Genomic DNA, 21,601 nt, shown 5'->3' with positions numbered 1-21,601 from the left:
CGGTAATGAGTGGGGGGAAGACCGCCGTGGCGGAGATCAATCACTTTGAGTACGGGTGGATCACACCGGCGCTGAGTTACGCGCTGTCCGTGCTCGGTTCGTTCCTCGGTCTGGTCTGCGCCGGGCGGATCCGTACCGCAACCGGGTCCGGTCAGCGGTTCTGGTGGGGTCTGCTGGCAGCCTGGGCGATCGGTGGCACCGCGATCTGGGCGATGCACTTCATGGCCATGCTCGGGTTCGCGGTCACCGGCACCCGCATCCGGTACGACGTGCCGCTGACCGCCGCGAGCACGGTGATCGCCGTCACCGCCGTCGGGATCGGCCTGGCCATCGTCGGCACCGGCCGGCTCAGCGCCGCGAAGGTCCTCGGCGGTGGCCTGTTCACCGGGATCGGCGTCGCGGCCATGCACTACACCGGGATGGCCGCGATGCGGCTCAACGGTGACCTGAACTACGACGCCATCCGGGTCGGGCTGTCGGTGGCCATCGCCATCGTCGCGGCCACCGTGGCCCTGTGGCTGGCGATGACCGTCCGCCGGGGCCTGGCGATCGTCGGGTCCGCCCTGCTGATGGGGGTGGCGGTCAACGGCATGCACTTCACCGGGATGAGCGCCCTGTCGGTGCACCTGCACGGGCAGCGCGGCGAGGTGACCGGCGCGGGGGTGAGCACCCTGCTGGTGCCGATCGTCCTCGCGGTGATCTTCGTGGTGGTGGGGCTGGTCTACGCGCTGCTGGCCGCGCCCACCGACGACGACCGGGCCGCCGCCGCCTACCTGCAGGCCCGGCAGGTCAACGCGCCGGCCGTCGAACCGCAGACGGCCCCGGACCCGGTGGGCCTGCGCGCCCGGTCGAGCACCCTGGGCCGGCCGGGCACCCCGTTCCCGTCCCGCCGGGACGCCCCACCCCCGTCGTCGCGCTGACCGCCGCGCGCTCCGACGGCGGGACCCGACCGCCCGGTCGGTGGTGCGGGCGGACCGGTGGACGAGCCGCCCGCTCCGTCTCCGCGCGGTCAGTGCTGGGCGAGGGCGTCGACCAGCCGCCGGCACGAGCCGGCCAGGTTCCACCGTTGGGCCAGCTCCAGCAGCCGGTCGGGGTCGGCGGGCGCGGCCGGCAGGGCGGTCGGCAGCGCCGGCAGCGGGACGTCGGTGGCGACCCGCACCACCTTCGGGGCCACCGCCAGGTAGTCGCGGGCACCGTCGAGCTTGGCGCGCAGCCCCGGGGCGAACCCGGAGCCGGGGTCGTCGAGCGCGGCGAGGATGCCGGGCAGGCCGCCGTAGCGGTCGATGAGCCGGGCGGCCGTCTTCTCGCCCACCCCGGGCACGCCGGGCAGCCCGTCGCTCGGGTCACCGCGCAGGGCGGCGAAGTCGGCGTACCGGTCGGCGGGTACGCCGTAGCGGGCCCGGACGGCGGCGTCGTCGCAGTCGTCGAGCTTGGCCACCCCGCGACCGATGTAGAGCAGCCGGACCCGGCGGTCGTCGTCGACGAGCTGGAACAGGTCGCGGTCGCCGGAGACCACCTCCACCGGGCCGGGCTGGGTGACCGACAGGGTGCCCAGCACGTCGTCGGCCTCGTAGCCGGTCGCGCCGACGGCGGTGATGCCGATCGCGGCCAGCACGTCGAGGATGACCGGCACCTGCGGGGAGAGGGTGTCCGGCACCTCCTCGCCGCCGGCCGGGGCGACCCGGTGCGCCTTGTACGACGGCAGCAGCTCCACCCGCCAGGCGGGCCGCCAGTCGTGGTCGAGTGCGCAGACCATCCGGTCGGGCCGGCGGGTGCGGACCAGTTGGGCGAGCATGTCGAGGAACCCGCGCACGGCGTTGACCGGCTGGCCGTCGTCGGTCCGCGCCGCCGACTCGGGCACCCCGAAGTAGGCCCGGAAGTAGAGGCTGGGGGCGTCGATCAGCAGGATCGGCTGTTGGTCTGCCACGCCCGACAGCCTGGCACATGCCACCGACGACATGGGGACCGTGTCGGCCCGGTCTCCACTGTCACGGGCGCATGGCCTCCCGCGCCGAGGTCGTAGGTCGGCAGCGCCTTGCCGGGGTGCTGCGAATTCACAGTGTTCTGTCAGCCGGATCCGGTTGACACGCGATTCTCGTTTCGTGAATCATTGATCGTAGTTCGAGGGGGAGTACCCAGACGCTCAATGCGCCGTCGTCAGTACGGATCCGGCCCATCCGGGTTCCGGCGGCCAGGCCACCGGTGCGGTGGCTCGGGGAGACCTTCGACCAGCACGCCGGCCCGCGGTCGCGGGTTCGGCTGGTCGGAAAGGTATCCCGATGGCCGTCTCCTGGTGGATCTGGGCCCTGCTCATGGTCGCGGTGGCCGCGATGCTCGCCGTCGATCTGTTCCTGCACCGCGACAACCACGTCATCGGCTTTCGTGAGGCCGCAGTCTGGTCGGGCATCTGGATCACCGCCGGGCTGCTGTTCGGCGTGATCCTGTGGGCGTGGCAGGGCAGCGACGCGGCCGGCACCTACTACGCCGGCTACCTGATCGAGAAGGCCCTGTCGATCGACAACGTCTTCGTCTTCGCGCTGATCTTCACCTATTTCGCCGTACCGCCCGCGTTCCAGCACAAGGTGCTGTTCTGGGGCGTCATCGGCGCCCTGGTCTTCCGCCTGGTGTTCATCTTCGTCGGGGCCGAACTGCTGGAGACCTTCTTCTGGACCGCTTACGTGTTCGGCGTCTTCCTCATCTACACCGGCTACAAGATGGCCTTCCGGCACGGCGGGCAGACATCACCCGACCGCAACCCGGTCGTGCGCCTGGTCCGTAAGATCATCCCCACCGACGCCGCCTACCACGGCGACAAGTTCTTCACCCGCGTCTCCGGCAAGCGCGTCGCCACCCTGCTGTTCGTGGTGCTCATCGCGATCGAGGCCACCGACCTGATCTTCGCCATCGACTCCGTGGCCGCAATCCTGGCCATCACCACCAGCACCTTCATCGTGTGGACCGCCAACGCGTTCGCCATCCTGGGCCTGCGCAGCCTGTACTTCTGCCTCGCCGGGCTGCTTCGCCGCTTCGTCCACCTGCACTACGGCCTCGCCGTCCTGCTCGCCTTCGCCGGCGTCAAGCTCATCCTGTCCGAGACCCCGGTCGGGAAACTGCCCATCCCGGTCACCCTCGGCGTGATCGTCGTGACGATCACCGTGTCGATCGGGTGGAGCCTGCGTTCCACCCGCGGCAGCACCGCTGCGATCGACGGCCCGGCTCCCGGCACCGGCGACCCGGCCACCTCGTCGAACACGCCCACCTCACGCCGTTGAGCCACGTCCGGAGGGCCCACCCCGACAGGGACACCGGTGACCGCGACCCACCTGCCACCGCCATCGTGGGCCGGTCCTCCCCAACGCCCGCGCCGGGGTGGGCGCCGGTCGGGAACCGGCGTGACGGCACGGTGGCCGCCGGGTGAGACTGCCGGGCATGGAGTTCGTGCCCGGTCTTGTCCTGTGCCGCCGCTTCCACGACGAGGCGGTCGCGCCGCTGCTGGTGGACCGCCTGCCCGGCCTGCGGTACTCCGCCGGACTGCTCGACGGCGGTTCGGAGCTGCTGGGTCTGGACACCGAGCGCTCCACCGACCACGACTGGGGGCCACGGGCCCAGGTCTTCGTCGCCGACCCGGCCGACGCGGCACCGGTGCGCGCGGCACTGGCCGACCTGCCGGCCTCGTTCCTGGGCCGGCCGACCCGGTTCCTCAGTTGGCCGACCGCCCGGCTGGGGGTGCCCGACGTCGCCGGGGACCGCAGCGGGGTGCAGGTGTTCCTGTTGCGGGACTGGCTGCGGGACCGGCTCGGTTTCGATCCGACCGTCGCGGTCACCACCGACGACTGGCTCGCCGTGCCGACCCAGCGGTTGGCCGAGCTGACCGGCGGTGCGGTCTTCCACGACGGGCTGCACGGTGCCCTCGGCGCGGTCCGGGCCGCCCTGGCCTGGTATCCGGACGACGTGTGGCGGCACGTGCTGGCCGCCGGGTGGACCCGGGTGGGGCAGGCCGAGCATCTCGTCGGTCGGTGTGCCGAGGTGGGCGACGCGCTGGGCAGCCGGCTGGTGGCCGCCCGCGTCGCCCGGGACCTGATGCGGCTCGGTCTGCTGGCCCGTCGCCGCTGGCCGCCGTACGACAAGTGGCTCGGCAGCGTGTTCGCCGCGCTACCGGACGCCGGCCCGGTGGTGGCGGCGCTGGCGGACACGCTCGGTCCGGGTGACTGGCCGCACCGGCAGGCGGGGCTGGTGCGGGCGCTGGAGACGGTCGCCGGGTGGACCGACGACACCGGGCTGGCCGGGCCGGTCGACGTCACGGTCCGGCCCTTCCACGGGCGGCCCTTCCTGGTGCTCGACGCGCCCCGCCTGGCCACCGCGCTGCGCAACTCGATCGTCGACCCGTCCCTGCGGGACCGTCCCCTGGTCGGCGCGGTGGACCAGTACGTCGACAGCGTGGACGTGCTGACCCACGCCGACCGGGTCCGCCGGGTCGGTGCCGCCGTCACCGGCTGACGGACCCGGCGGCCGGTCAGCCCCGCAGCCGGGAGCGGATGAACGCTCCCGACTCGGTCAGCACGGCGGTGCCGGTGAAGTCGGTGCCGGCGCAGGTGCCCCGGCGGAACACCGAGTTGCTCTCCGGGCCGTCGGACCAGCTCCACATCGAGTAGCTGATCTTCAGGCGTTGCAGCAGGTCCAGCCAGGTGGTGGCGCTGGCCAGATCGTTGGGGCCGTCGCCGGTGAAGGTCTGGGTGCCGAACTCGCTGACGAACAGCGGCAGGCTCCGGGCGGCCCGGGCCACCGTCTCGCGTTGCAGGTCCCGGTGGGACGCGGCGTAGAAGTGGAACGTGTACATGATGTTCCCGGCCTCGACCGGGTCGTCGGTCACCTCGGTCTCGTCGGCGCCCTCGGAGACGCCGAGGGAGGAGAAGCCCCGGGTGCCGACCAGCACCACGCTGTCCGGGTCGGCGGCCCGGATCACCGGGATGACCTGCTCGGCGTAGCTCTTGATGGTGGCCCAGGCGACCCCGTTGGGTTCGTTGGCGATCTCCCAGAGCACATTGGTCCGTGCGGCGTGCCGGGCGGCGACCTCGGCGAAGAACGACCGGGCCCGGTCCAGGTTGACCAGCGGGTCGCCGGGGGTCAGGACGTGGAAGTCGACCACCACGTAGAGGCCGAGCGCGCTGGCGGTCTCCACCGCCTCGTCGACCCGGCGGGTGAAGCCGGCCGGGTCGGTCTCGAATCCTCCCTCCTGGACGTACATCGCCACCCGGACGAAGTCGGCCCGCCAGTCGGTGCGCAGCGCGGCCAGCGAGCCGGGGTTGAGGCAGTCCGGGAAGAACTGCAGGCCGTGGCTGCTCATCCCGCGCAACTGGACCGGCTCGCCGGCCGCGTCGCACAGGTGCACCCCGCACACCCGCAGCGGGCCGTGCCGGTCCACCGGGGACCCGACGGGCGCGGCGGCCGGTGCCCCGGTGGCGGGGATCGTGGCCGGGGTCGTGGCGTCGGCGGTGGCCGGTGGCGGGTCGGCCGCCCGGGTGCGGGCCGGGCCGGTGGCGGCCGGTGGTGCGGTGTCGGTCTCGGCGTTCGCGGTGGGGACGGTCAGGGCCGCCCAGCCGGCGACGAGCGCGGCGAGGGCCACCGCCGTCGAGGTCAGTGCTGCGCGTCGGTGCATGGGGACTCCGGTCGGGCTCGTCGGGACCGGGGAAGGCGTCCGGTGGTACGTAGCCGCGGCGGGCGCGGTTCACCGGAGGCGTCGGCCCCCGCCGGACTGGGCCGGAACCCGAACGACCGTTAAGCTTGCGGGGTGGCGCCCGACGGACGACGGGCGGCGGCTCACCCACCTCTGGAGCTCATCGCGCTATGACTGTCGACCGCATCCTCCCCACCGACGAGGCCCACGACCTGCTCGACCTCGCCACCGAACTGGCCGACCGGGAACTCGCGCCCCGGGCCGCCGGTTTCGAGGAGCGCGCCGAGTTCCCCCGCGACGTGCTGCGCACCCTGGGCCGGGCCGGCCTGCTGGGCCTGCCGTACGCCGAGGAGCACGGCGGCGCGGCCCAGCCGTACGAGGTATACCTCCAGGTGCTGGAGATCCTCGCCGGCCGGTGGCTCGCGGTCGCCGAGGCGGTCAGCGTGCACACCCTGTCCTGCTACCCGCTCGCCGAGTTCGGCACCGACGCCCAGCGCAAGCTGCTGCCGGAGCTGGTGGGTGGGGAGCTGCTCGGGGCGTACTGCCTGTCGGAGCCGCAGGGCGGCTCGGACGCCGCCGGGTTGACCACCCGGGCGGTCCGCGACGGCGACGACTACCGGGTCACCGGGGTCAAGGCGTGGATCACGCACGCCCGGGTGGCGGACTTCTACAACGTGTTCTGCCGGACGGGCGGGCCGGGCCCGAAGGGCATCTCCTGCCTGCTGGCCGACCGGGGCACGCCGGGCATCGCCCCGCAGGCGGCCGAGCGGACGATGGGGCTGCGTTCGTCGCCGGTGGCGCAGATCGCCTTCGACGACGCCCGGGTGCCGGCCGAGCGGCTGATCGGCGGGGAGGGCGCGGGCTTCACCATCGCGATGTCCGCGCTGGATTCGGGGCGGCTGGGCATCGCCGCCTGCGCGGTCGGTCTGGCCCAGGCGGCGCTGGACTACGCCGTGGGCTACGCCCGCCAGCGGCAGCAGTTCGGCCGGGCCATCGTCGACTTCCAGGGGGTGGGGTTCCTGCTGGCCGACGCGGCCACCCAGATCTCCGCCGCGCGGGCGCTGACCCTGGCCGCGGCCCGGCTGCGCGACGCCGGCCGGCCGTACTCGATCGAGGCGGCCAAGGCGAAGCTGTTCGCCACCGACGTGGCGATGCGGGTGACCACCGACGCGGTGCAGGTGCTCGGCGGGGCCGGCTACGTGGCTGACCACCCGGTCGAGCGGTACATGCGCGAGGCGAAGGTGCTCCAGATCGTCGAGGGCACCAACCAGATCCAGCGGCTGGTGATCTCCCGGGCGCTGGCGAGGGACTAACCTGTGCCGGTGACGTTTCCCCGGATCACCATCGACCCCGAGGTGATGGGCGGCGCACCCTGCGTGCGGCAGTCCCGTGTCCCGGTGGCGACCCTGCTGGCGATGATGGCGGAGGGCATGTCGGTGACGGACATCCTCACCGATCTGCCCTTCCTCGACGAGGAGGATCTGGCCGAGGTGCTCAACTTCGCGGCCGACGCGGTGCGCGACCGGGCGGCCCGCTGAGCGTCACATCGGGCGGGACGTCGTCGCCAGGGGAGCGCTCCACCGGGTAGGTTGCACGGGTGGAGGAGATCGACCGTGCCATCGTCGCCGCGCTGACCGCCGACGGCCGTCTGTCGTACACGGATCTGGCGGAGCGGGTCGGCCTGTCGGTCTCGGCCGTGCACCAGCGGGTCCGCCGGCTGGAACAGCGCGGCGTGATCAACGGGTACACCGCCCGGGTGTCGTTCGAGGCGTTGGACCTGCCGATGACCGCGTTCGTGGCGATCCGGCCGTTCGACCCGTCGCAGCCGGACGACGCGCCGGAGCGGCTGGCCCACCTGCCCGAGATCGACTCCTGCTACTCGGTGGCGGGGGAGGACTTCTACCTGCTGCTGGTTCGGGTGGCCGGGCCGGCCGACCTGGAACGGGTGCTCCAGGAGATCCGCACCGCCGCGAACGTCACCACCCGCACGACGGTGGTGCTGTCCACCCCGTACGAGGGGCGTCCGCCGAAGGTGGCGGTGGGGGAGCTGCGGGGCCGTACCCGCAGCGGCCCGGAGGCCCCGGCGTAGCTGCCGCTCAGCGGCCGTTCCAGCGCAGGATCACCGGGCGGCCGTGTTCGTAGCCGAGCACGCTGACGGTGGCGGTGTCCAGGCGTAGTTTGCCGCCGCCGGCGGGGGGCAGGCCGATCCACCGGGCACCGACCACCCGGAGCAGGTGGGCGTGTCCGACCAGCCCGACGTCGCCCTGGGCCAGCAGCGGTGTGAGCCGGGCGAGTATCCGGTCGACCCGGGCCCCGACCTGGTCGGGGGCCTCCCCGCCGGGGCAGCCGTCGGTCCAGAGGTCCCAGTCGGGGCGCCCGGTGTGGATGTCGGCGGTGGTGCGGCCCTCGTACCGGCCGTAGTTCCACTCGGTGAGGTCGTCGTCGGTGTCGTCGACGGTGAGGCCGGCGAGCTGCGCGGTGCGCAGCGCCCGGCGTCGGGGGCTGGCGAGCACGGTGGCGAAGCGCTGCCCGGCCAGCACCCCGGCCAGGGCGCGGGCCTGCCGTTCGCCGTCGGGGGTCAGCTCCAGGTCGGTGTACGAGGTGTGCCGTCGGCTGGCGCTCCACGTCGTCTCGCCGTGCCGGATCAGGATGATCTCGCTCATCCGCCCAGTCAACCAGCATCCGCCGGTCCCAGCCGACCACCTATTGTCCTAGGATGCCTTAGAGATGGTGCGCCCCGGCGCACCCCTTCTGATGAGCGCCTACGGCGCGGTTTGTTTCGGGTCGGCCGGATCGGGGACGCCACAGGTACGGGGCGACGGCCCCGTGACCGCCGCAGCGACAGGAGGCGACATGAGCTTCACCGACAAGGCGAAGAACAAGGCCCAGGAGCTGACCGGCGCCGCGAAGGAGCGGCTCGGCGACATGACCGACAACGAGCGGATGCGGGCCGAGGGCGCCACCGAGCAGAGCGAGGCGCGGGCCCGGCAGGCCGGCGAGCACGTCAAGGACGCCGGTCGGGACGTCCGGGACGCCATGCGCTGACGATCCGCGCTCACCGGGTGGCCCCTGGGGACGGTGCGGGGGCCATCCGGGTTAGCGTGCGGGCATGCTGGTCGCCCGTTCGCTGGTGTTGTTCGTCCTGGCCGCGCTCGCCGAGATCGGTGGGGCGTGGCTGATCTGGCAGGGCTGGCGGGAGCACCGGGGCCTGTGGTGGGTTGCCGCCGGGGTGCTCGCGTTGGGTGTCTACGGGTTCGTGGCGACGTTCCAGCCGGAGGCGAACTTCGGGCGCATCCTGGCCGCGTACGGCGGGGTGTTCGTGGCGGGGTCGCTGGCGTGGGGGGTGCTGGTCGACGGTTTCCGGCCGGACCGGTGGGACCTGGCGGGCGCGGCGATCTGCCTGCTCGGGGTCGCCGTGATCATGTACGCCCCGCGCGGGGCGTGACGCCCGTCGCCCCCGCGACCAGGTCCGGGTCACGGGGGCGACGGGGTGGTGCGGGTCAGTCGTCGCGGTGGGCGGCCCACCACTGCTGGCCGGCCTCGGGGAGGGTGTCGATCGGGTCGTAGTAGGCGTAGCGCTTGTTGAGCGCCTCCAGGTCGGCCGACTCGATGGAGGTGCGGTAGTTCTTGGTCCAGTAGGAGATGCCGCGTTCCCGGTCGTACTCGGTGAGCATGTGCACCCAGCGCTTGCCGACGAAGGGCACGTCGCAGACGATCCGGGGGGTGGCGTAGCCGGGCAGGTAGCCCATGATGTCGTGCTGGAGCTGCTGGGCGTGCCAGACGGGGACCCGCCAGTGCTCGGCGTTGGGGATCATGTCGCACATGTAGAAGTAGTACGGCAGGATGCCGGCCTCACCCTGCAGGGCGAAGCACAGGTCGAGCAGGTCCTCGCTGGTGGCGTTGACGCCGCGCATGAGCACGCCCTGGTTGCGCACGTCGCGGACGCCGACGTCGAGGGCGGTCTGGGCGGCCTTCGCGACCAGCGGGGTGATCGACTGGGCGTGGTTGACGTGGGTGTGGATGGCCAGGTTGACGCCGCGTCGGGCGGCGGTGCGGGCGACCCGCTCCAGCCCCTCGACGACGTCGTTCTTGAGCCAGTGCTGGGGCAGGCCCATCAGGGCCTTGGTGGCGAGCCGGATGTCGCGGACGGTTTCCAGTTCGAGCAGCCGCATCAGGTACGACTCGAGATTGCGCCACGGGACGTTGGCCACGTCGCCGCCGGAGACGACCACGTCGCGGACGCCGGGGTGGGCCTTGAGGTAGGCGATGTGGGCGTCGTAGCGGTCGACGGGCTTGAGGGTGAGCTTGAGTTTGTCGACGGCGGGGGTGGAGTTGCCGACCAGGTCCATCCGGGTGCAGTGCCCGCAGTACTGGGGGCAGGTGGAGAGCAGTTCGGCGAGGACCTTGGTGGGGTAGCGGTGGGTGAGGCCCTCGGCGACCCACATGTCGTGCTCGTGCAGGGAGTCGCGGCTGGCGTAGGGGTGCGAGGGCCAGTCGGTGCGCCGGTCGGCGGTGACGGGGATCATGTAGCGGCGGATGGGGTCGGCGCGGAACGCCTCGGTGGTCATCGGGGCGAACGGCACCATCGTGTTGATCATCTGGGGTGGCACCAGCATCGACATGGTGGCCAGGGCCTGCTGGTCGGCGGCGAGGTCGGTGTAGAAGCTCTCGTCGACGGTGTCGCCGAGGACGGCGCGTAGCTGCTTGATGTTCTTGACGCAGTTGACGCGTTGCCACTGGGCGTTCTCCCACTGTTCGCGGGTGACGTCCCGCCAGCCGGGGAAGCGGGTCCAGTCGGGTTCGACCAGGGGGCTGCGGCGGTATTCGTAGGGCTGCCCGGCGGTGGGTGCGGCGGCGGGGGCGGGGCGGGGCCCGGGGATGGTCGCGATCGGTTGGGTCTGGGTCACGGCCCCTCCTCGTGGTGCGTGTGGCCGGGGTGACCGGCGGGCGATGATCGGTGGATCCGAAGGCTACTGGAAAATATCCGGCGAAGAAATTAGTCTGCCGTAAGTTTTCCCGCGATGCGAGTCCTGGTCGGGGCTTCGGGCGGTGGAGAGGGGGAGGTCGGCGTGACGTCACCGGTGGGTCTGCACCGCGTCGTGGAACCGGCGGGGGTGCTGCCGCAGGCGGCCCGGCGGTTGGACACCGACCCGCGGATCGCCCCCAACGAGGTGCGGATCCGGGTGGAGCGGCTGAACCTGGACGCGGCGAGTTTCCGGCAGCTGGCGCAGAAGCACGGCGGGGACGGGGAGAAGGTCCGTGCCGAGGTGCTGGAGATCGTGTCGGCGCGGGGCAAGATGCAGAATCCGGTGACCGGGTCGGGTGGGATGCTTATCGGCACCGTGGAGGAGGTCGGCCGGCGGTCGCCGTTGGGGTTGGCGGTGGGTGACCGGGTGGCGACGTTGGTGTCGTTGACGCTGACCCCGCTGGCGATCCTCGACGGGCTGGCCCGTTGGGACGGGCGTAGCGAGCAGGTGCCGTGTGACGGGTACGCGATCCTGTTCGCCCGGTCGATCGCGGCGGTGCTGCCGGCGGATCTGCATCCGGAGTTGGCGTTGGCGGTGCTGGACGTGTGCGGTGCGCCGGCGTTGACGGCCCGGGTGGTCGCCGAGCAGGTGGCGCGGCGGGAGCGGGCCGGTGACGGGTCGCCGGTGACGGTGGCGGTGATCGGTGGGGCGGGCAAGAGCGGGTCGTTGTCGTTGGCGGCGGCGCGGCGGGCGGGTGCCGGTCGTACGGTGGGGGTGGTGCCGGTGGCGGGGGAGCGGGACGCGCTGGTGGCGGCCGACCTGGCGTCGGTGGTGGCGTTGGCCGACGCCCGGGATCCGGTAGGGGTGTCGTCGGCGGTGACGACGGCGTTGGGTGGGCCGGCGGACGTGACGGTGGTGTGCGTGGACGTGCCGGGGTGTGAGCACGGCGCGGTGTTGGCCACGGCGGACGGCGGCACGGTGATCTTCTTCTCGATGGCGACGAGTTTCGCGGCGGCGGCCCTGGGTGCGGAGGGGTTGGCGGCGGACGTGACGATGCTGGTGGGCAACGGTTACGTGCCGGGGCACGCGGAGTTGGCGTTGGGGTTGGTGCGGTCGGAGCCGGGGGTACGTGGTCTCTTCGCGTCCCGGTTGGCGGCAGACTGAGTGCCATGACGAACCCCTCGACGTTGTACCGCGGTGGAGTGCTGCACTGTCCGGCGGAGCCGAGCGCGACGGCGCTGTTGGTGCGGGACGGGCAGATCGCCTGGTTGGGTGTGGACGCGGACGCGCCGGTCGCGGACCGGGTGGTGGAGCTGGGTGGGGCGCTGGTGACGCCGGCGTTCGTGGACGCGCACGTGCACGCGACGGACACCGGGTTGGTGTTGTCGGGTCTGGATCTGTCGTCGGTGCGGTCGGCGGCTGGGTTGCTGGACGCGGTGGCGGTGTTCGCGGCGGGTCTGCCGTCGGACGCGGTGGTGTTGGGGCACGGCTGGGACGAGTCGGGTTGGGTGGATGCGGCGTTGCCGGACGCGGCGGGGTTGGACCGGGCGGCGGGTGGCCGGCGGGTGTATCTGTCGCAGGCGTCGATCCATTCGGCGTTGGTGTCGCAGGCGTTGTTGGCGGCGTGTCCGCAGGTGGTGGGTTTGCCGGGTTTTGACGCGTCGGGGTGGTTGCGGCGGGACGCGCACCATGTGGTGCGGGCGGCGGCGCGGGCCGGGGTGACGCGGGGGCAGCGGGTGGCGGCGCAGCGGGTGGCGTTGGCGCGGGCGGCGTCGTTGGGGATCGCGGCGGTGCACGAGTGTGGTGGGCCGGAGATCTCCGACGAGGAGGATTTCACGGGTCTGTTGGGTCTGTCTGGTGCCGGTGGGCCGGAGGTGTACGGGTACTGGGGTGAGTTGTCGGGGGCGGCGCGGGCGCGGGAGTTGGGGGCGGTGGGGGCGGGTGGTGATCTGTTCGCGGACGGGGCGTTGGGGTCGCGCACGGCGCATCTGTCGGGGCCGTACCGCGATGGTGAGGGGTGTGGGCACGGGTATCTGAGCGCTGATCAGGTGCGTGATCATCTGGTGGACTGTGCGGCGCACGGGGTGCAGGGCGGGTTCCACGCGATCGGTGACGCGGCGATCGCGACGGTGCTTGCGGGCTTCGCGGGGGCGGTGGCGCGGTTGGGCACGGATCGGGTGCGGGCGGCGCGGCACCGGGTGGAGCACGCGGAGATCATGAGCAAGCGGTTGATCGCCGGGTTCGTGGAGTACGGGATCGTGGCGAGCATGCAGCCGGCGTTCGACCGGTTGTGGGGTGGTGCGGGTCGGATGTACGAGTCGCGGTTGGGGTTGGACCGGTCGTGGGAGTCGAACCCGATGGGGGCGATGCACTCGGTCGGGGTGGCGTTGGCGTTCGGGTCTGATTCGCCGGTGACGCCGTTGGATCCGTGGGGTTCGGTGCGGGCTGCGGCGGCGCACCACAATCCGGCGCAGCGGATGAGTGTGCGGGCGGCGTTCGCGGCGCACACCCGGGGCGGCTGGCGGGCGGTGCATCTGGACAACGAGGGTGTGATCGCCAAGGGCGCTCCGGCGACGTTCGCGGTGTGGGACACCCCTGCGGGGGTGGAGCGGGGTCTGCCGGTGTTGCAGGCCGAGGATCCGGAGGCGCGGGGTCCGCAGGATCCGACGCCGTTGCCGGTGTGTCGGGCGACGGTGCTGCGTGGTGAGGTCATCTATGAGGAAGGCGTGTCGTGAGCGAGCGGACCATTGAGGTGCGGGTCGGCGTCGTCGTCGGGTGCGGCGGGTTGACGTGGTGAGCGGGAAGCTCGACCTGGATCCGGTGCTGGTGGCGCGGGCGCGGGAGTTGGCGCGGCGGGCCGGGCAGCCGGTGGTGGAGTTGGCGCGTACCCACACCACGGTGTCGGTGGAGCGGGCGGTGCTGCGCCTGGCGGGGGTGGCGGGTGCGGACCCGGACGGTATTCCGTGGGTGAACCGTCTGGTGGACGCGGTGGTCGCGGATGTGGGGTTGGGGCACGGGGTGGCGGTGTCGGTGTTCGACGCGTTGGTGCGGGAGCAGTTGGACGACGTGACGTTGCTGGCGCAGAAGGCGGCGGCGGGGTCGGTGCGGTTCACGCAGCCCACCGGTAGGGCGGCGACGGCGGCCCGGAGGGCGGCCCGTAAGGCGGTCGGTGCGGGTGTGCGGCGGATCGACAGGCGGCGGGTGGAGCGGGAGCGCCTCGTGAAGCGGTACGGGGATCCGAAGCAGCGGCCGTGGATCTATCTGATCGTGGCGACGGGGGACATCTACGAGGACATTCCGCAGGCGCAGGCGGCGGCGCGGGCGGGCGCGGATGTGATCGCGGTGATCCGGTCGACGGGGCAGTCGTTGTTGGACTACGTGCCGGAGGGGGCGACCCGGGAGGGTTTCGCGGGTACGTACGCGACGCAGGAGAACTTCCGGTTGATGCGGGCGGCGTTGGACGAGACGTCGAGGGAGTTGGGTCGGTACGTGCGGTTGACGAACTACGCGTCGGGGTTGTGCATGCCGGAGATGGCGACGTTGGCCGGTCTGGAGCGGCTGGACATGATGCTCAACGATTCGATGTACGGGATTCTGTTCCGGGACATCAACCCGATTCGGACGTTCGTGGATCAGCGGTTCTCGCGGCAGGTGCATGCGCGGGCGGGGATCATTATCAACACCGGTGAGGACAATTACCTGACCACGGCGGATGCGGTGGATGAGGCGCACACGGTGACGGTGTCGCAGTTGTTGAACGAGTTCTTCGCGCACGAGGCGGGGTTGGCGGACGCGCAGTTGGGGTTGGGGCACGCGTTCGAGATCAATCCGGAGGTGCCGGAGTCGTTCCGGTTGGAGTTGGCGCACGCGTTGCTGGCGCGGGAGTTGTTCCCGGATGCGCCGTTGAAGTGGATGCCGCCGACGAAGCACATGACGGGGGACGTGTTCCGGGGGAATCTGCTGGACGGGTTCTTCAATCTGGTGGGGACGATGACGGGGCAGGGGATCCTGCTGGTGGGGATGATGACCGAGGCGGTGGTGACGCCGTGGTTGTCGGACCGGGACATCGCCCTGCAGAACGTGCGGTACGTGTTGGGTGCGGCGGGCGGGTTGCACGAGGATTTCGTGCCGGCGCCGGGTGGGTTCATCCAGCAGCGGGCGCACCGGGTGCTGGGTGAGGCGGTGGATCTGCTGGAGCGGATCGGTGACCAGTCGTTGTTGACGGCGATCGCTGAGGGCACGTTCGGGATCATGAAGCGGCCGGCGGACCGGGGTAAGGGCCTGTCCGGGGTGGCGCGGCACGAGGCGGACTACTACAACCCGGCCACGGAGATCCTGGAGCAGACCCCGTGAGTGAGAAGACGATCGTGCGGCCGTACGGGGACACCACGGGTGACGGCATGGTGCAGGTGTCGTTCACGTTGCCGGTGTCGCACGACAAGCGGGCCGAGGGTGCGGCGGTGCAGTTGGCGAACAGGATGGGCATCGATCCGGCGATGCTGGTGCACGCGAAGCCGATGAGTGACGGGTTCACGTTCTTCGTGGTGTACGGGCGGGTGAACCATCTGGTGGACCTGTCGGCGGTGCAGGTGGTGGAGCGGGATTATCCGCTGCTGTCGGCCAAGGAGGTCAACGCGGTGGTGAAGCGGCGGTTGCGTCGCAAGCTGTCGGTGGTGGGGGCGTGTATCGGCACGGACGCGCACACGGTGGGCATCGACGCGATCCTCAACGTGAAGGGTATCGCCGGGGAGAAGGGGCTGGAGTACTACCGGGAGTTGAAGGTCACCAATCTGGGTGCGCAGGTGAGTGTGCCGGAGCTGGTGGGGGCGGCCCGGCGGGAGCGGGCGGATGCGGTGCTGGTGTCGCAGGTGGTGACGCAGCGGGATGCGCATCTGCACAACACGCGGGAGATGTCGGCGGCGTTCCGGGAGGCGATGCCGGCGGGGAAGCGGCCGTTGCTGATCGTGGGTGGGCCGCGGTTCGACGAGACGATGACCGCGGAGCTGGGCGTGGACCGGATCTTCGGTCGGGGTACCACGCCGGGTGAGGTGGCGTCGTACCTGGTGCATGCGTTGGTGACGAGCAGGGAGGCGCGGGGATGAGTGGTGCACGGTTGGGGTTGACGGTGACGCACCGGCGGTACGTGCCGTACGCGCATGCCCACTATGCGGGGAACCTGGTGGACGGGGCGTACGTGTTGGGGTTGTTCGGGGATGTGGCGACGGAGGTGTGTATCCGTACCGATGGTGACGAGGGCTTGTTCGCGTCGTACTCGGACGTGCAGTTCGTGTCGTCGGTGCGGGCGGGTGACGTGGTGGAGGTGACGGCGACGGTGGTGCGGGTGGGTACCCGCAGTCGGGGGATCGACTTCGTGGCGCGGGTGGTGTGCCGGGGTCGGCCGGAGCGGGGTGCGTCGGCGGCGGAGGTGTTGGCGGAGCCGCTCGTGGCGGTGACGGCGACGGGCACCGTGGTCGTTGCGGCGGCGGCGTGAGGCTGGCGGTCTGCGCCGACGTCGGGTCGACCTGGACGAAGGCGGCGGTGGTGGATCTGGAGGCGGGCCGGTTGGTGGGGGCGGCGTCGGCGCCCACGTCGGTCGGTACGGATGTGCTGCACGGGTTGGACGCGGCGGTGGGCGCGGCGGCCGACGGGGCCGGCGCGGGGCCGGCCGGGGTGCTGCCGTGGTACGTGTGTTCGTCGGCGGGGGGCGGGTTGCGGCTGGCGGTGGTGGGTTACGAGCCGTTGGTGACGGCGCAGGCGGGGCGGCGGGTGGGGTTGTCGGCGGGCGCGAACGTGGTGCACGTGGCGGCGGGCCGGTTGGGTGCGGCGGAGTTGGCGGCGGTGCGGGCGGCCCGCCCGGACGTGGTGTTGCTGGTGGGTGGCACCGACGGTGGGGACGTCGACACGGTGACGCACAACGCGACCCGGTTGGCGCGGGCCCGGTGGCGGGTGCCGGTGGTGTTGGCGGGCAACGTGGAGGTGCGTGACACGCTGCGGGGGGTGTTGGCGGCGGCGGGGGTGCCGGTGACGGTGGCGGACAACGTGCTGCCCCGGATCGGGGTGTTGGCGCCGGCGTCGGCGCGGGCGGCGATCCGGGAGGTGTTCCTGCGGCACGTGATCGGGGGGAAGCGGTTGTCGCGGGGGGCCCGGTTCGGCCGGTTGGTGCGGGCGGCGACCCCGGACGCGGTGTTGACGGGGGTGGAGGTCCTCGCCGATGTGGTGGGCGGTGACCTGGTGGTGGTGGACGTGGGTGGGGCGACGACCGACGTGTACTCGGTGTTGACGCCCGACGAGCGGGCCGACGGGCCGGGTCGGGAGGTGGCGGGGTCGTTGTGGCGGGCCCGCACGGTGGAGGGTGACCTGGGGATGCGGTGGAGTGCGCCGGGGGTGGTGCGGGCGGCGGTGGAGGAGCGGCTGCTCGATGCGGTGGAGCAGGAGACGTTGGGGGTGGCGGCGGCGGCGCGGGCGGCCGATCCGGGGTTCCTGCCGGTCGACGGCCGGGACCGGGCGGTGGAGGGGCGGATCGCGGGGTTGGCGGCGACGGTGGCGTTGCGGCGGCACGCCCGGGGTGCGGCGACGGGTGAGCGGGCGGGGCGGGATCTGCGGGACGTGCGGCTGCTGGTGGGTTCCGGTGGTGTGTTGCGTCACGCTGACGCCGGGGCGGCGGTGGGCGTGTTGACGCGGGTGTTGACCGATCATGCCGGGGGGTGGCCGTTGCCGCGGGCGGCGCGGCCGGTGGTGGACGTGGATTATGTGCTGGCCGCCGGTGGGTTGCTCGCCGCGGAGCATCCGGCTGCGGCGGGGGCGTTGCTGCGGCGGCATCTGGGTGGGGATTGAGACCTGCCGACGCGACACGCCGGGTCGGTGGGGACGACTGGCCGTGGGTGGGTTGACAGCGGCGGGGGTGTAGGCCGTACCGTCTTTGAGTCCTACTACGGGAAGCGGCTGTTGTTCGCTTCGTCCCTTCGTCCGCTGGCCGAGCGACATTGTTGGTGCATCGCGTCGCGGCGGCCAGGTCCAGCGGGCGGGGGTCGGCGGGGCGGCGCGAACCGGCCGCGGTTACCGGTGTACGGGCAGGGTGAGAGGCACGGCCAGTAGACAACGGCCAGGCGGGGGCAGCCAGTCCACCGTCGGGTCGGTCCGAAGGTCGGCGTCGCTCATTCTCGCCCCACCGGCCGGGAAGGGCCTGGGAGCATCGGGGCGCGGCTTAGGCCGCGCCCCGATTTCGTGTCCGCCCACCACGGCCGGCCCCCGGGTTCAGGGCGAGTGGGGCCGGGGTGACCTCGGCCGGTTCGGGCTCGGTGGCGTCGGGGTACCGGGCCGGGGCGGGTAGCCTTCGGCCCGTGATCGTGGTGAGGTGCCGGTGACGACGCTCGACCGGGATGAGACGCGTACCCCGACCGTGGTGCGGCCGGTCCGGTCGCCGTTGCCGCTGCGGGTGGCGGTGCCGGTGGCGGTGGCGGCCGGGCTGGCGATGCTGGTGGCGTTCCCGCCGTACGGTTGGTGGCCGTTGGCGGCGGTCGGGGTGGCCGGGTTGGCGGCGGCGACGCACCGGCGTCGGCTGCGCGCGGGCGCCGGGTTGGGTTTCCTGACCGGGGTGGCGTTGTTCGCTCCGCTGTTGGCGTGGACGAACCTGCACACCGGGCTGCTGCCGTGGGTGCTGCTGTCGCTGTTGCAGGCCGGCTACCTGGCGGTGCTGGGTGCGGCGACGGCGTGGGTGTCGCCGGTGGTGGACCGGTGGCGGTGGGCGTGGCCGCCGGTGACCGGGGTGTTGTGGGTGGGGCAGGAGGCGCTGCGGGACCGTACCCCGTTCGGGGGGTTCCCGTGGGGTCGGCTGGCGTTCAGCCAGGATTCGTCGCCGCTGTTGGGATGGGCGTGGTTGGGTGGTGCGCCGCTGGTCACCGGGGTGGTGGCGGTGGTCGGCGGGTTGCTGCTGGTGGCGGTGTGGCGGCGGTGGCCGGGGGTGCGGTGGCAGCGGGTGGCGGGGGTGGTGGCGGGTGTGGTGGTGCTGGTGGCGGCGGGGTGGCTGGTGCCGTCGGGCACCGGCACGGGCGGCCGTACGGTGCGGGTGGCGATCGTGCAGGGCAACGTGCCCCGGTTGGGTCTGGATTTCAACGCCCAGCGGCAGGCGGTGCTGAACAACCACGTCGACGCGACGTTGCGGTTGGCCGAGCGTGTCGGTTCGGGCGTCGAACGGCGTCCCGACCTGGTGGTGTGGCCGGAAAATTCCTCGGACATCGACCCGTTGCGCAGTGCCGCGGCCGGGGCGCGGATCTCGCAGGCCGCCGACGCGATCGGTGCGCCGATCCTGGTCGGTGCGGTGCTCGCCGGCCCGGGTGACGGTGAGGTCCGCAACGCGGGCATCCTGTGGCGGCCGGGCAGCGGCCCGGATCTGGCCCAGGTGTACGTCAAGCGGCATCCGGTGCCGTTCGCCGAGTACGTGCCGATGCGGTCGCTGGCGCGTGCGGTGTCCAAGCAGGTCGACCGGGTGCGGGCGGATTTCGTCGCGGGGTCCACGCCGGGGGTGGTCGACGCGGGTGCGGTGGTGCTCGGGGACGTGATCTGTTTCGAGGTGGCCTACGACGGGTTGGTGCGGGACACCGTCGACGGTGGGGCGCAGCTGCTGGTGGTGCAGACGAACAACGCCACGTTCGACGTGGCGGAGGCCCGGCAGCAGTTGGCGATGGTGCGGTTGCGGGCGGTGGAACACGGCCGTGCGGCGTTGATGGCCTCGACGGTGGGGGTGTCCGGGTTCGTGGCCCCGGACGGGCGGGTAAGCGACGCCACCGGGTTCAACACCCGGGCGGTGGTGGTGCGGGACGTGACGCTCGCCGACGGGCGTACCCCGGCCACCCGGGCCGGACGGTGGCCGGAGGTGGCGTTGACCGGGCTGGCGGTCGCGGCCCTGGTCGTCGCGGGGGTGTTGCGGCGTCGCCGGGAGGTCACCGCCGCCGGGTGAGCCGGCAGGAACGGGGGAGACGGTGGGCGAGGCAGCCGGGGGAGCGCCGGGGGTGGGCCGGGTGCTGGTGGTGATCCCCACCTACAACGAGGCCGACAACGTCGCCGACGTGGTGGCCCGGGTCCGCCGGGCCGCACCGGCGGTGGACGTGCTGGTCGCCGACGACAACAGCCCCGACGGTACGGGAACTCTGGCCGAGGCGATGGCCGCCACCGACGCCCAGGTGCACGTGCTGCACCGGCCCGGCAAGCAGGGGCTGGGGGCGGCGTACCTGGCCGGGTTCGGGTGGGCGCGGCAGCACGGCTACGACGCGGTGGTGGAGATGGACGCCGACGGGTCGCACGCCCCGGAGGACCTGCCGGCGTTGCTGGCGGCTGCCCGCGACGCCGACGTGGTGATCGGGTCGCGGTGGGTGGGTGGGGCGCGGGTGGTGAACTGGCCGTGGCGGCGGCTGCTGCTGTCGCGGTGCGGGAACCTGTACGCGCGGATGGCGTTGGGGATGCCGGTGTCGGATGCGACAGGCGGGTTCCGGGTGTACCGGTTGTCGGCGTTGCGGGCGATGCGGCTGGAGTCGGTGTGTTCGCAGGGGTACTCGTTCCAGGTGGAGTTGTCGCGGTTGGCGCACCGGGCGGGGGTGCGGATCGTGGAGGTGCCGATCACGTTCGCCGAGCGGGAGAGGGGGGCGAGCAAGATGAGCCCGCTGATCGTGGCCGAGGCGTTGTGGCGGATCACCACCTGGGGGTTGCGGGACCGGCGGCCGGTGCGGTGGCGTCGCGGTCACGACCGGTGGCCGTGAGTGGGGGCGTGGCATGCTGGAGGGGCGGGCCTGTCGCCCTGCGGGCATTGTCCGGCCGGTGGCGGTGAGCGGGTGCCGCGCGATGCGGATGAGGTGAGATGCGCCGATACCTGAGGTTCGTGCCGCCGGCCCTGCTGCTGGCGGTGGTGGCGGAGTTGGCCGTGTTCATCGGGGTGGGCCGGGCCGTCGGGTTCGGTGCGGCGGTGCTGCTGGTGTTCGCCGCGTCCCTGCTGGGGCTGGTGTTGCTGCGCCGGGAGGGGATGCGCGCCTGGCGGGGGTTCCGCACGTCGGTGGACTCCCGGCAGCCGCCGGGCCGGCAGGTGACCGACGGGCTGGTCGGGTTGGCCGGGGCGTTGCTGCTGGCGATCCCCGGCCTGCTCAGCGGGCTGGTGGGGGTGTTGCTGCTGGTGCCGCCGGTGCGCCGGTTGGCGCGGGCCGGGGTGCAGCGGGCCACCGAGCGGCGGGTGTCGTCGATGGTCGCCGGTGACCTGTTCGGTCCGCGTACGGTGCGGGTGCGGCGGGGGGACCCGGCGGCGCCGCCGGCCGAGGAGGACGTGGTGGCCCCGCATGTGGTCGACGGGGGTCGGGCCATCGAGGGGGAGATCGTGGAACCCCGCCGGCCCTGAACACCGGACACACGACGACGCCCCCGGGAGGTCCCGGGGGCGTCGTCGTCGCGGTGTGGGTCAGGCGCGGCCGCGGCGGGTGCGGACCTCCTGGAGCCGTTCGGCGAGGATGTCCTCCAGTTCGGCGATGGACCGCCGCTCCAGGAGCATGTCCCAGTGGGTGCGCGGCGGCTTGGCCTTCTTCTGTTCCGGTTCGGTGCCGTCGACGAGTCGGGCGACGCTGCCGTCGAACTTGCATTCCCAGGTGGTGGGGACCTCGGCGTCGACGGCGAACGGCACCTCGAACTGGTGGCCCTTGGCGCAGAGGTACTCGCGGGTCTGGCGCGGCGCGAGCTCGGTGTTGCGGTCGGATTCGTAGCTGACCGCGCCCAGCCGGCTACCGCGCAGCATGCGCTCGCCCATGTTCGACTTCCCCTCGCTCGTGGTGCTGGTCTTCCGGTGTAACGGCCGGTCACCGCCGGGGCATTCCCGCCCCGGCGGGTGGGACGACCCCCGCAAGGGTAGCCGGCCACCACACCGACCCGGCGGGTTCGCCCCGGCCGGGTCGACATCGGTGTGTGCACCGCGATGGTAGCCGTCGCG

At 72.6% G+C, this 21,601-nt stretch carries 22 protein-coding genes; 17 read left to right on the top strand and 5 right to left on the bottom strand.

Annotation, left to right across the window (positions count from 1 at the left end; translation table 11 throughout):
• Positions 1 to 26: 26 nt before the first annotated feature.
• Positions 27 to 920 carry an MHYT domain-containing protein gene (locus tag ACN260_RS14200; RefSeq protein WP_422756413.1) on the top strand — a complete coding sequence of 298 codons (894 nt, stop codon included), beginning with the start codon at positions 27 to 29 and terminating at the stop codon, positions 918 to 920.
• Between the two features lie 89 nt (positions 921 to 1,009).
• Here ACN260_RS14200 and ACN260_RS14195 read toward each other — a convergent pair whose 3' ends face one another.
• Positions 1,010 to 1,960 carry a 5'-3' exonuclease gene (locus ACN260_RS14195; RefSeq protein WP_422756412.1) on the bottom strand — a complete coding sequence of 317 codons (951 nt, stop codon included), beginning with the start codon at positions 1,958 to 1,960 and terminating at the stop codon, positions 1,010 to 1,012.
• A gap of 319 nt (positions 1,961 to 2,279) precedes the next feature.
• On the opposite strand from ACN260_RS14195, the gene ACN260_RS14190 reads away from it, so the two are divergent.
• Both ACN260_RS14190 and ACN260_RS14185 read left to right on the top strand, forming a co-directional pair.
• Complete coding sequence (locus ACN260_RS14190; RefSeq protein ID WP_422756411.1) at positions 2,280 to 3,272, top strand: TerC family protein; 993 nt, start codon at positions 2,280 to 2,282, stop codon at positions 3,270 to 3,272.
• Positions 3,273 to 3,429: 157 nt separating this feature from the next.
• Complete coding sequence (locus ACN260_RS14185; protein ID WP_422756410.1) at positions 3,430 to 4,497, top strand: DUF4037 domain-containing protein; 1,068 nt, start codon at positions 3,430 to 3,432, stop codon at positions 4,495 to 4,497.
• A 16-nt stretch (positions 4,498 to 4,513) separates the two neighbouring features.
• Here the strand turns inward: ACN260_RS14185 and ACN260_RS14180 are convergent, their stop codons facing one another.
• Positions 4,514 to 5,656, bottom strand: a complete 1,143-nt coding sequence (locus ACN260_RS14180) for a glycoside hydrolase family 5 protein (RefSeq protein ID WP_422756409.1) — start codon at positions 5,654 to 5,656, stop codon at positions 4,514 to 4,516.
• 188 nt (positions 5,657 to 5,844) lie between these two features.
• Between ACN260_RS14180 and ACN260_RS14175 the strand changes: the two genes are divergently transcribed.
• The 3 genes from ACN260_RS14175 to ACN260_RS14165 are packed head-to-tail and all read left to right on the top strand — an operon-like array spanning position 5,845 to position 7,763.
• Entirely contained in the window at positions 5,845 to 6,987 is a 1,143-nt protein-coding gene (locus tag ACN260_RS14175) for an acyl-CoA dehydrogenase family protein (protein WP_422756408.1), read from the top strand.
• Between the two features lie 9 nt (positions 6,988 to 6,996).
• Positions 6,997 to 7,212, top strand: coding sequence for a DUF433 domain-containing protein (locus tag ACN260_RS14170; RefSeq protein ID WP_088647100.1), 216 nt, complete (start codon positions 6,997 to 6,999; stop codon positions 7,210 to 7,212).
• Positions 7,213 to 7,271: 59 nt separating this feature from the next.
• The gene (locus ACN260_RS14165) at positions 7,272 to 7,763 is read left to right on the top strand and encodes an Lrp/AsnC family transcriptional regulator (protein ID WP_422756407.1); all 492 of its coding nucleotides are present in this window, start codon (positions 7,272 to 7,274) and stop codon (positions 7,761 to 7,763) included.
• Between the two features lie 7 nt (positions 7,764 to 7,770).
• On the opposite strand, the gene ACN260_RS14160 is transcribed toward ACN260_RS14165, so the two are convergent.
• Positions 7,771 to 8,337 (bottom strand): histidine phosphatase family protein, encoded by a 567-nt coding sequence (locus ACN260_RS14160; protein ID WP_422756406.1) that lies wholly within the window; start codon positions 8,335 to 8,337, stop codon positions 7,771 to 7,773.
• A 190-nt stretch (positions 8,338 to 8,527) separates the two neighbouring features.
• Between ACN260_RS14160 and ACN260_RS14155 the strand changes: the two genes are divergently transcribed.
• Positions 8,528 to 8,719, top strand: a complete 192-nt coding sequence (locus tag ACN260_RS14155) for a CsbD family protein (protein WP_088647084.1) — start codon at positions 8,528 to 8,530, stop codon at positions 8,717 to 8,719.
• Between the two features lie 64 nt (positions 8,720 to 8,783).
• A complete protein-coding gene (locus ACN260_RS14150; protein WP_421482056.1) occupies positions 8,784 to 9,119 on the top strand; it encodes a YnfA family protein in 336 nt (111 codons plus the stop codon).
• 55 nt (positions 9,120 to 9,174) lie between these two features.
• Here the strand turns inward: ACN260_RS14150 and ACN260_RS14145 are convergent, their stop codons facing one another.
• On the bottom strand, positions 9,175 to 10,581 hold the full coding sequence (locus ACN260_RS14145) for a KamA family radical SAM protein (protein ID WP_422756405.1): 1,407 nt from the start codon (positions 10,579 to 10,581) through the stop codon (positions 9,175 to 9,177).
• Between the two features lie 174 nt (positions 10,582 to 10,755).
• On the opposite strand from ACN260_RS14145, the gene ACN260_RS14140 reads away from it, so the two are divergent.
• The 9 genes from ACN260_RS14140 (at position 10,756) to ACN260_RS14100 (ending at position 21,019) form a co-directional block, all read left to right on the top strand.
• Positions 10,756 to 11,805, top strand: a complete 1,050-nt coding sequence (locus ACN260_RS14140) for a zinc-binding alcohol dehydrogenase (protein ID WP_422756711.1) — start codon at positions 10,756 to 10,758, stop codon at positions 11,803 to 11,805.
• Positions 11,806 to 11,810: 5 nt separating this feature from the next.
• Positions 11,811 to 13,376 (top strand): amidohydrolase, encoded by a 1,566-nt coding sequence (locus ACN260_RS14135; RefSeq protein ID WP_422756404.1) that lies wholly within the window; start codon positions 11,811 to 11,813, stop codon positions 13,374 to 13,376.
• A 58-nt stretch (positions 13,377 to 13,434) separates the two neighbouring features.
• On the top strand, positions 13,435 to 14,994 hold the full coding sequence (locus tag ACN260_RS14130; protein ID WP_422756403.1) for a lysine 5,6-aminomutase subunit alpha: 1,560 nt from the start codon (positions 13,435 to 13,437) through the stop codon (positions 14,992 to 14,994).
• A complete protein-coding gene (locus ACN260_RS14125; RefSeq protein WP_422756402.1) occupies positions 14,991 to 15,743 on the top strand; it encodes an OAM dimerization domain-containing protein in 753 nt (250 codons plus the stop codon). The genes ACN260_RS14130 and ACN260_RS14125 overlap by 4 nt, the downstream gene beginning before the upstream one ends.
• Positions 15,740 to 16,132 carry a hotdog domain-containing protein gene (locus ACN260_RS14120; RefSeq protein ID WP_422756401.1) on the top strand — a complete coding sequence of 131 codons (393 nt, stop codon included), beginning with the start codon at positions 15,740 to 15,742 and terminating at the stop codon, positions 16,130 to 16,132. The genes ACN260_RS14125 and ACN260_RS14120 overlap by 4 nt, the downstream gene beginning before the upstream one ends.
• On the top strand, positions 16,129 to 17,475 hold the full coding sequence (locus ACN260_RS14115) for a glutamate mutase L (RefSeq protein ID WP_422756400.1): 1,347 nt from the start codon (positions 16,129 to 16,131) through the stop codon (positions 17,473 to 17,475). The genes ACN260_RS14120 and ACN260_RS14115 overlap by 4 nt, the downstream gene beginning before the upstream one ends.
• A gap of 526 nt (positions 17,476 to 18,001) precedes the next feature.
• A complete protein-coding gene (gene lnt, locus ACN260_RS14110; protein WP_422756399.1) occupies positions 18,002 to 19,597 on the top strand; it encodes an apolipoprotein N-acyltransferase in 1,596 nt (531 codons plus the stop codon).
• 22 nt (positions 19,598 to 19,619) lie between these two features.
• Complete coding sequence (locus ACN260_RS14105; RefSeq protein WP_422756398.1) at positions 19,620 to 20,393, top strand: polyprenol monophosphomannose synthase; 774 nt, start codon at positions 19,620 to 19,622, stop codon at positions 20,391 to 20,393.
• A 98-nt stretch (positions 20,394 to 20,491) separates the two neighbouring features.
• The gene (locus ACN260_RS14100; RefSeq protein ID WP_422756397.1) at positions 20,492 to 21,019 is read left to right on the top strand and encodes an FxsA family protein; all 528 of its coding nucleotides are present in this window, start codon (positions 20,492 to 20,494) and stop codon (positions 21,017 to 21,019) included.
• Positions 21,020 to 21,079: 60 nt separating this feature from the next.
• On the opposite strand, the gene ACN260_RS14095 is transcribed toward ACN260_RS14100, so the two are convergent.
• Positions 21,080 to 21,421 (bottom strand): RNA polymerase-binding protein RbpA, encoded by a 342-nt coding sequence (locus tag ACN260_RS14095; protein ID WP_007070998.1) that lies wholly within the window; start codon positions 21,419 to 21,421, stop codon positions 21,080 to 21,082.
• Positions 21,422 to 21,601: the final 180 nt, after the last annotated feature.

Source organism: Micromonospora sp. WMMD708 (assembly GCF_049315245.1).
In the GTDB taxonomy this organism is placed as follows: Bacteria; Actinomycetota; Actinomycetes; order Mycobacteriales; family Micromonosporaceae; genus Micromonospora; species Micromonospora wenchangensis.
The sequence above is the reverse complement of the archived record's forward strand: the minus strand, read 5'-3'. Positions and strand labels throughout refer to the sequence as shown.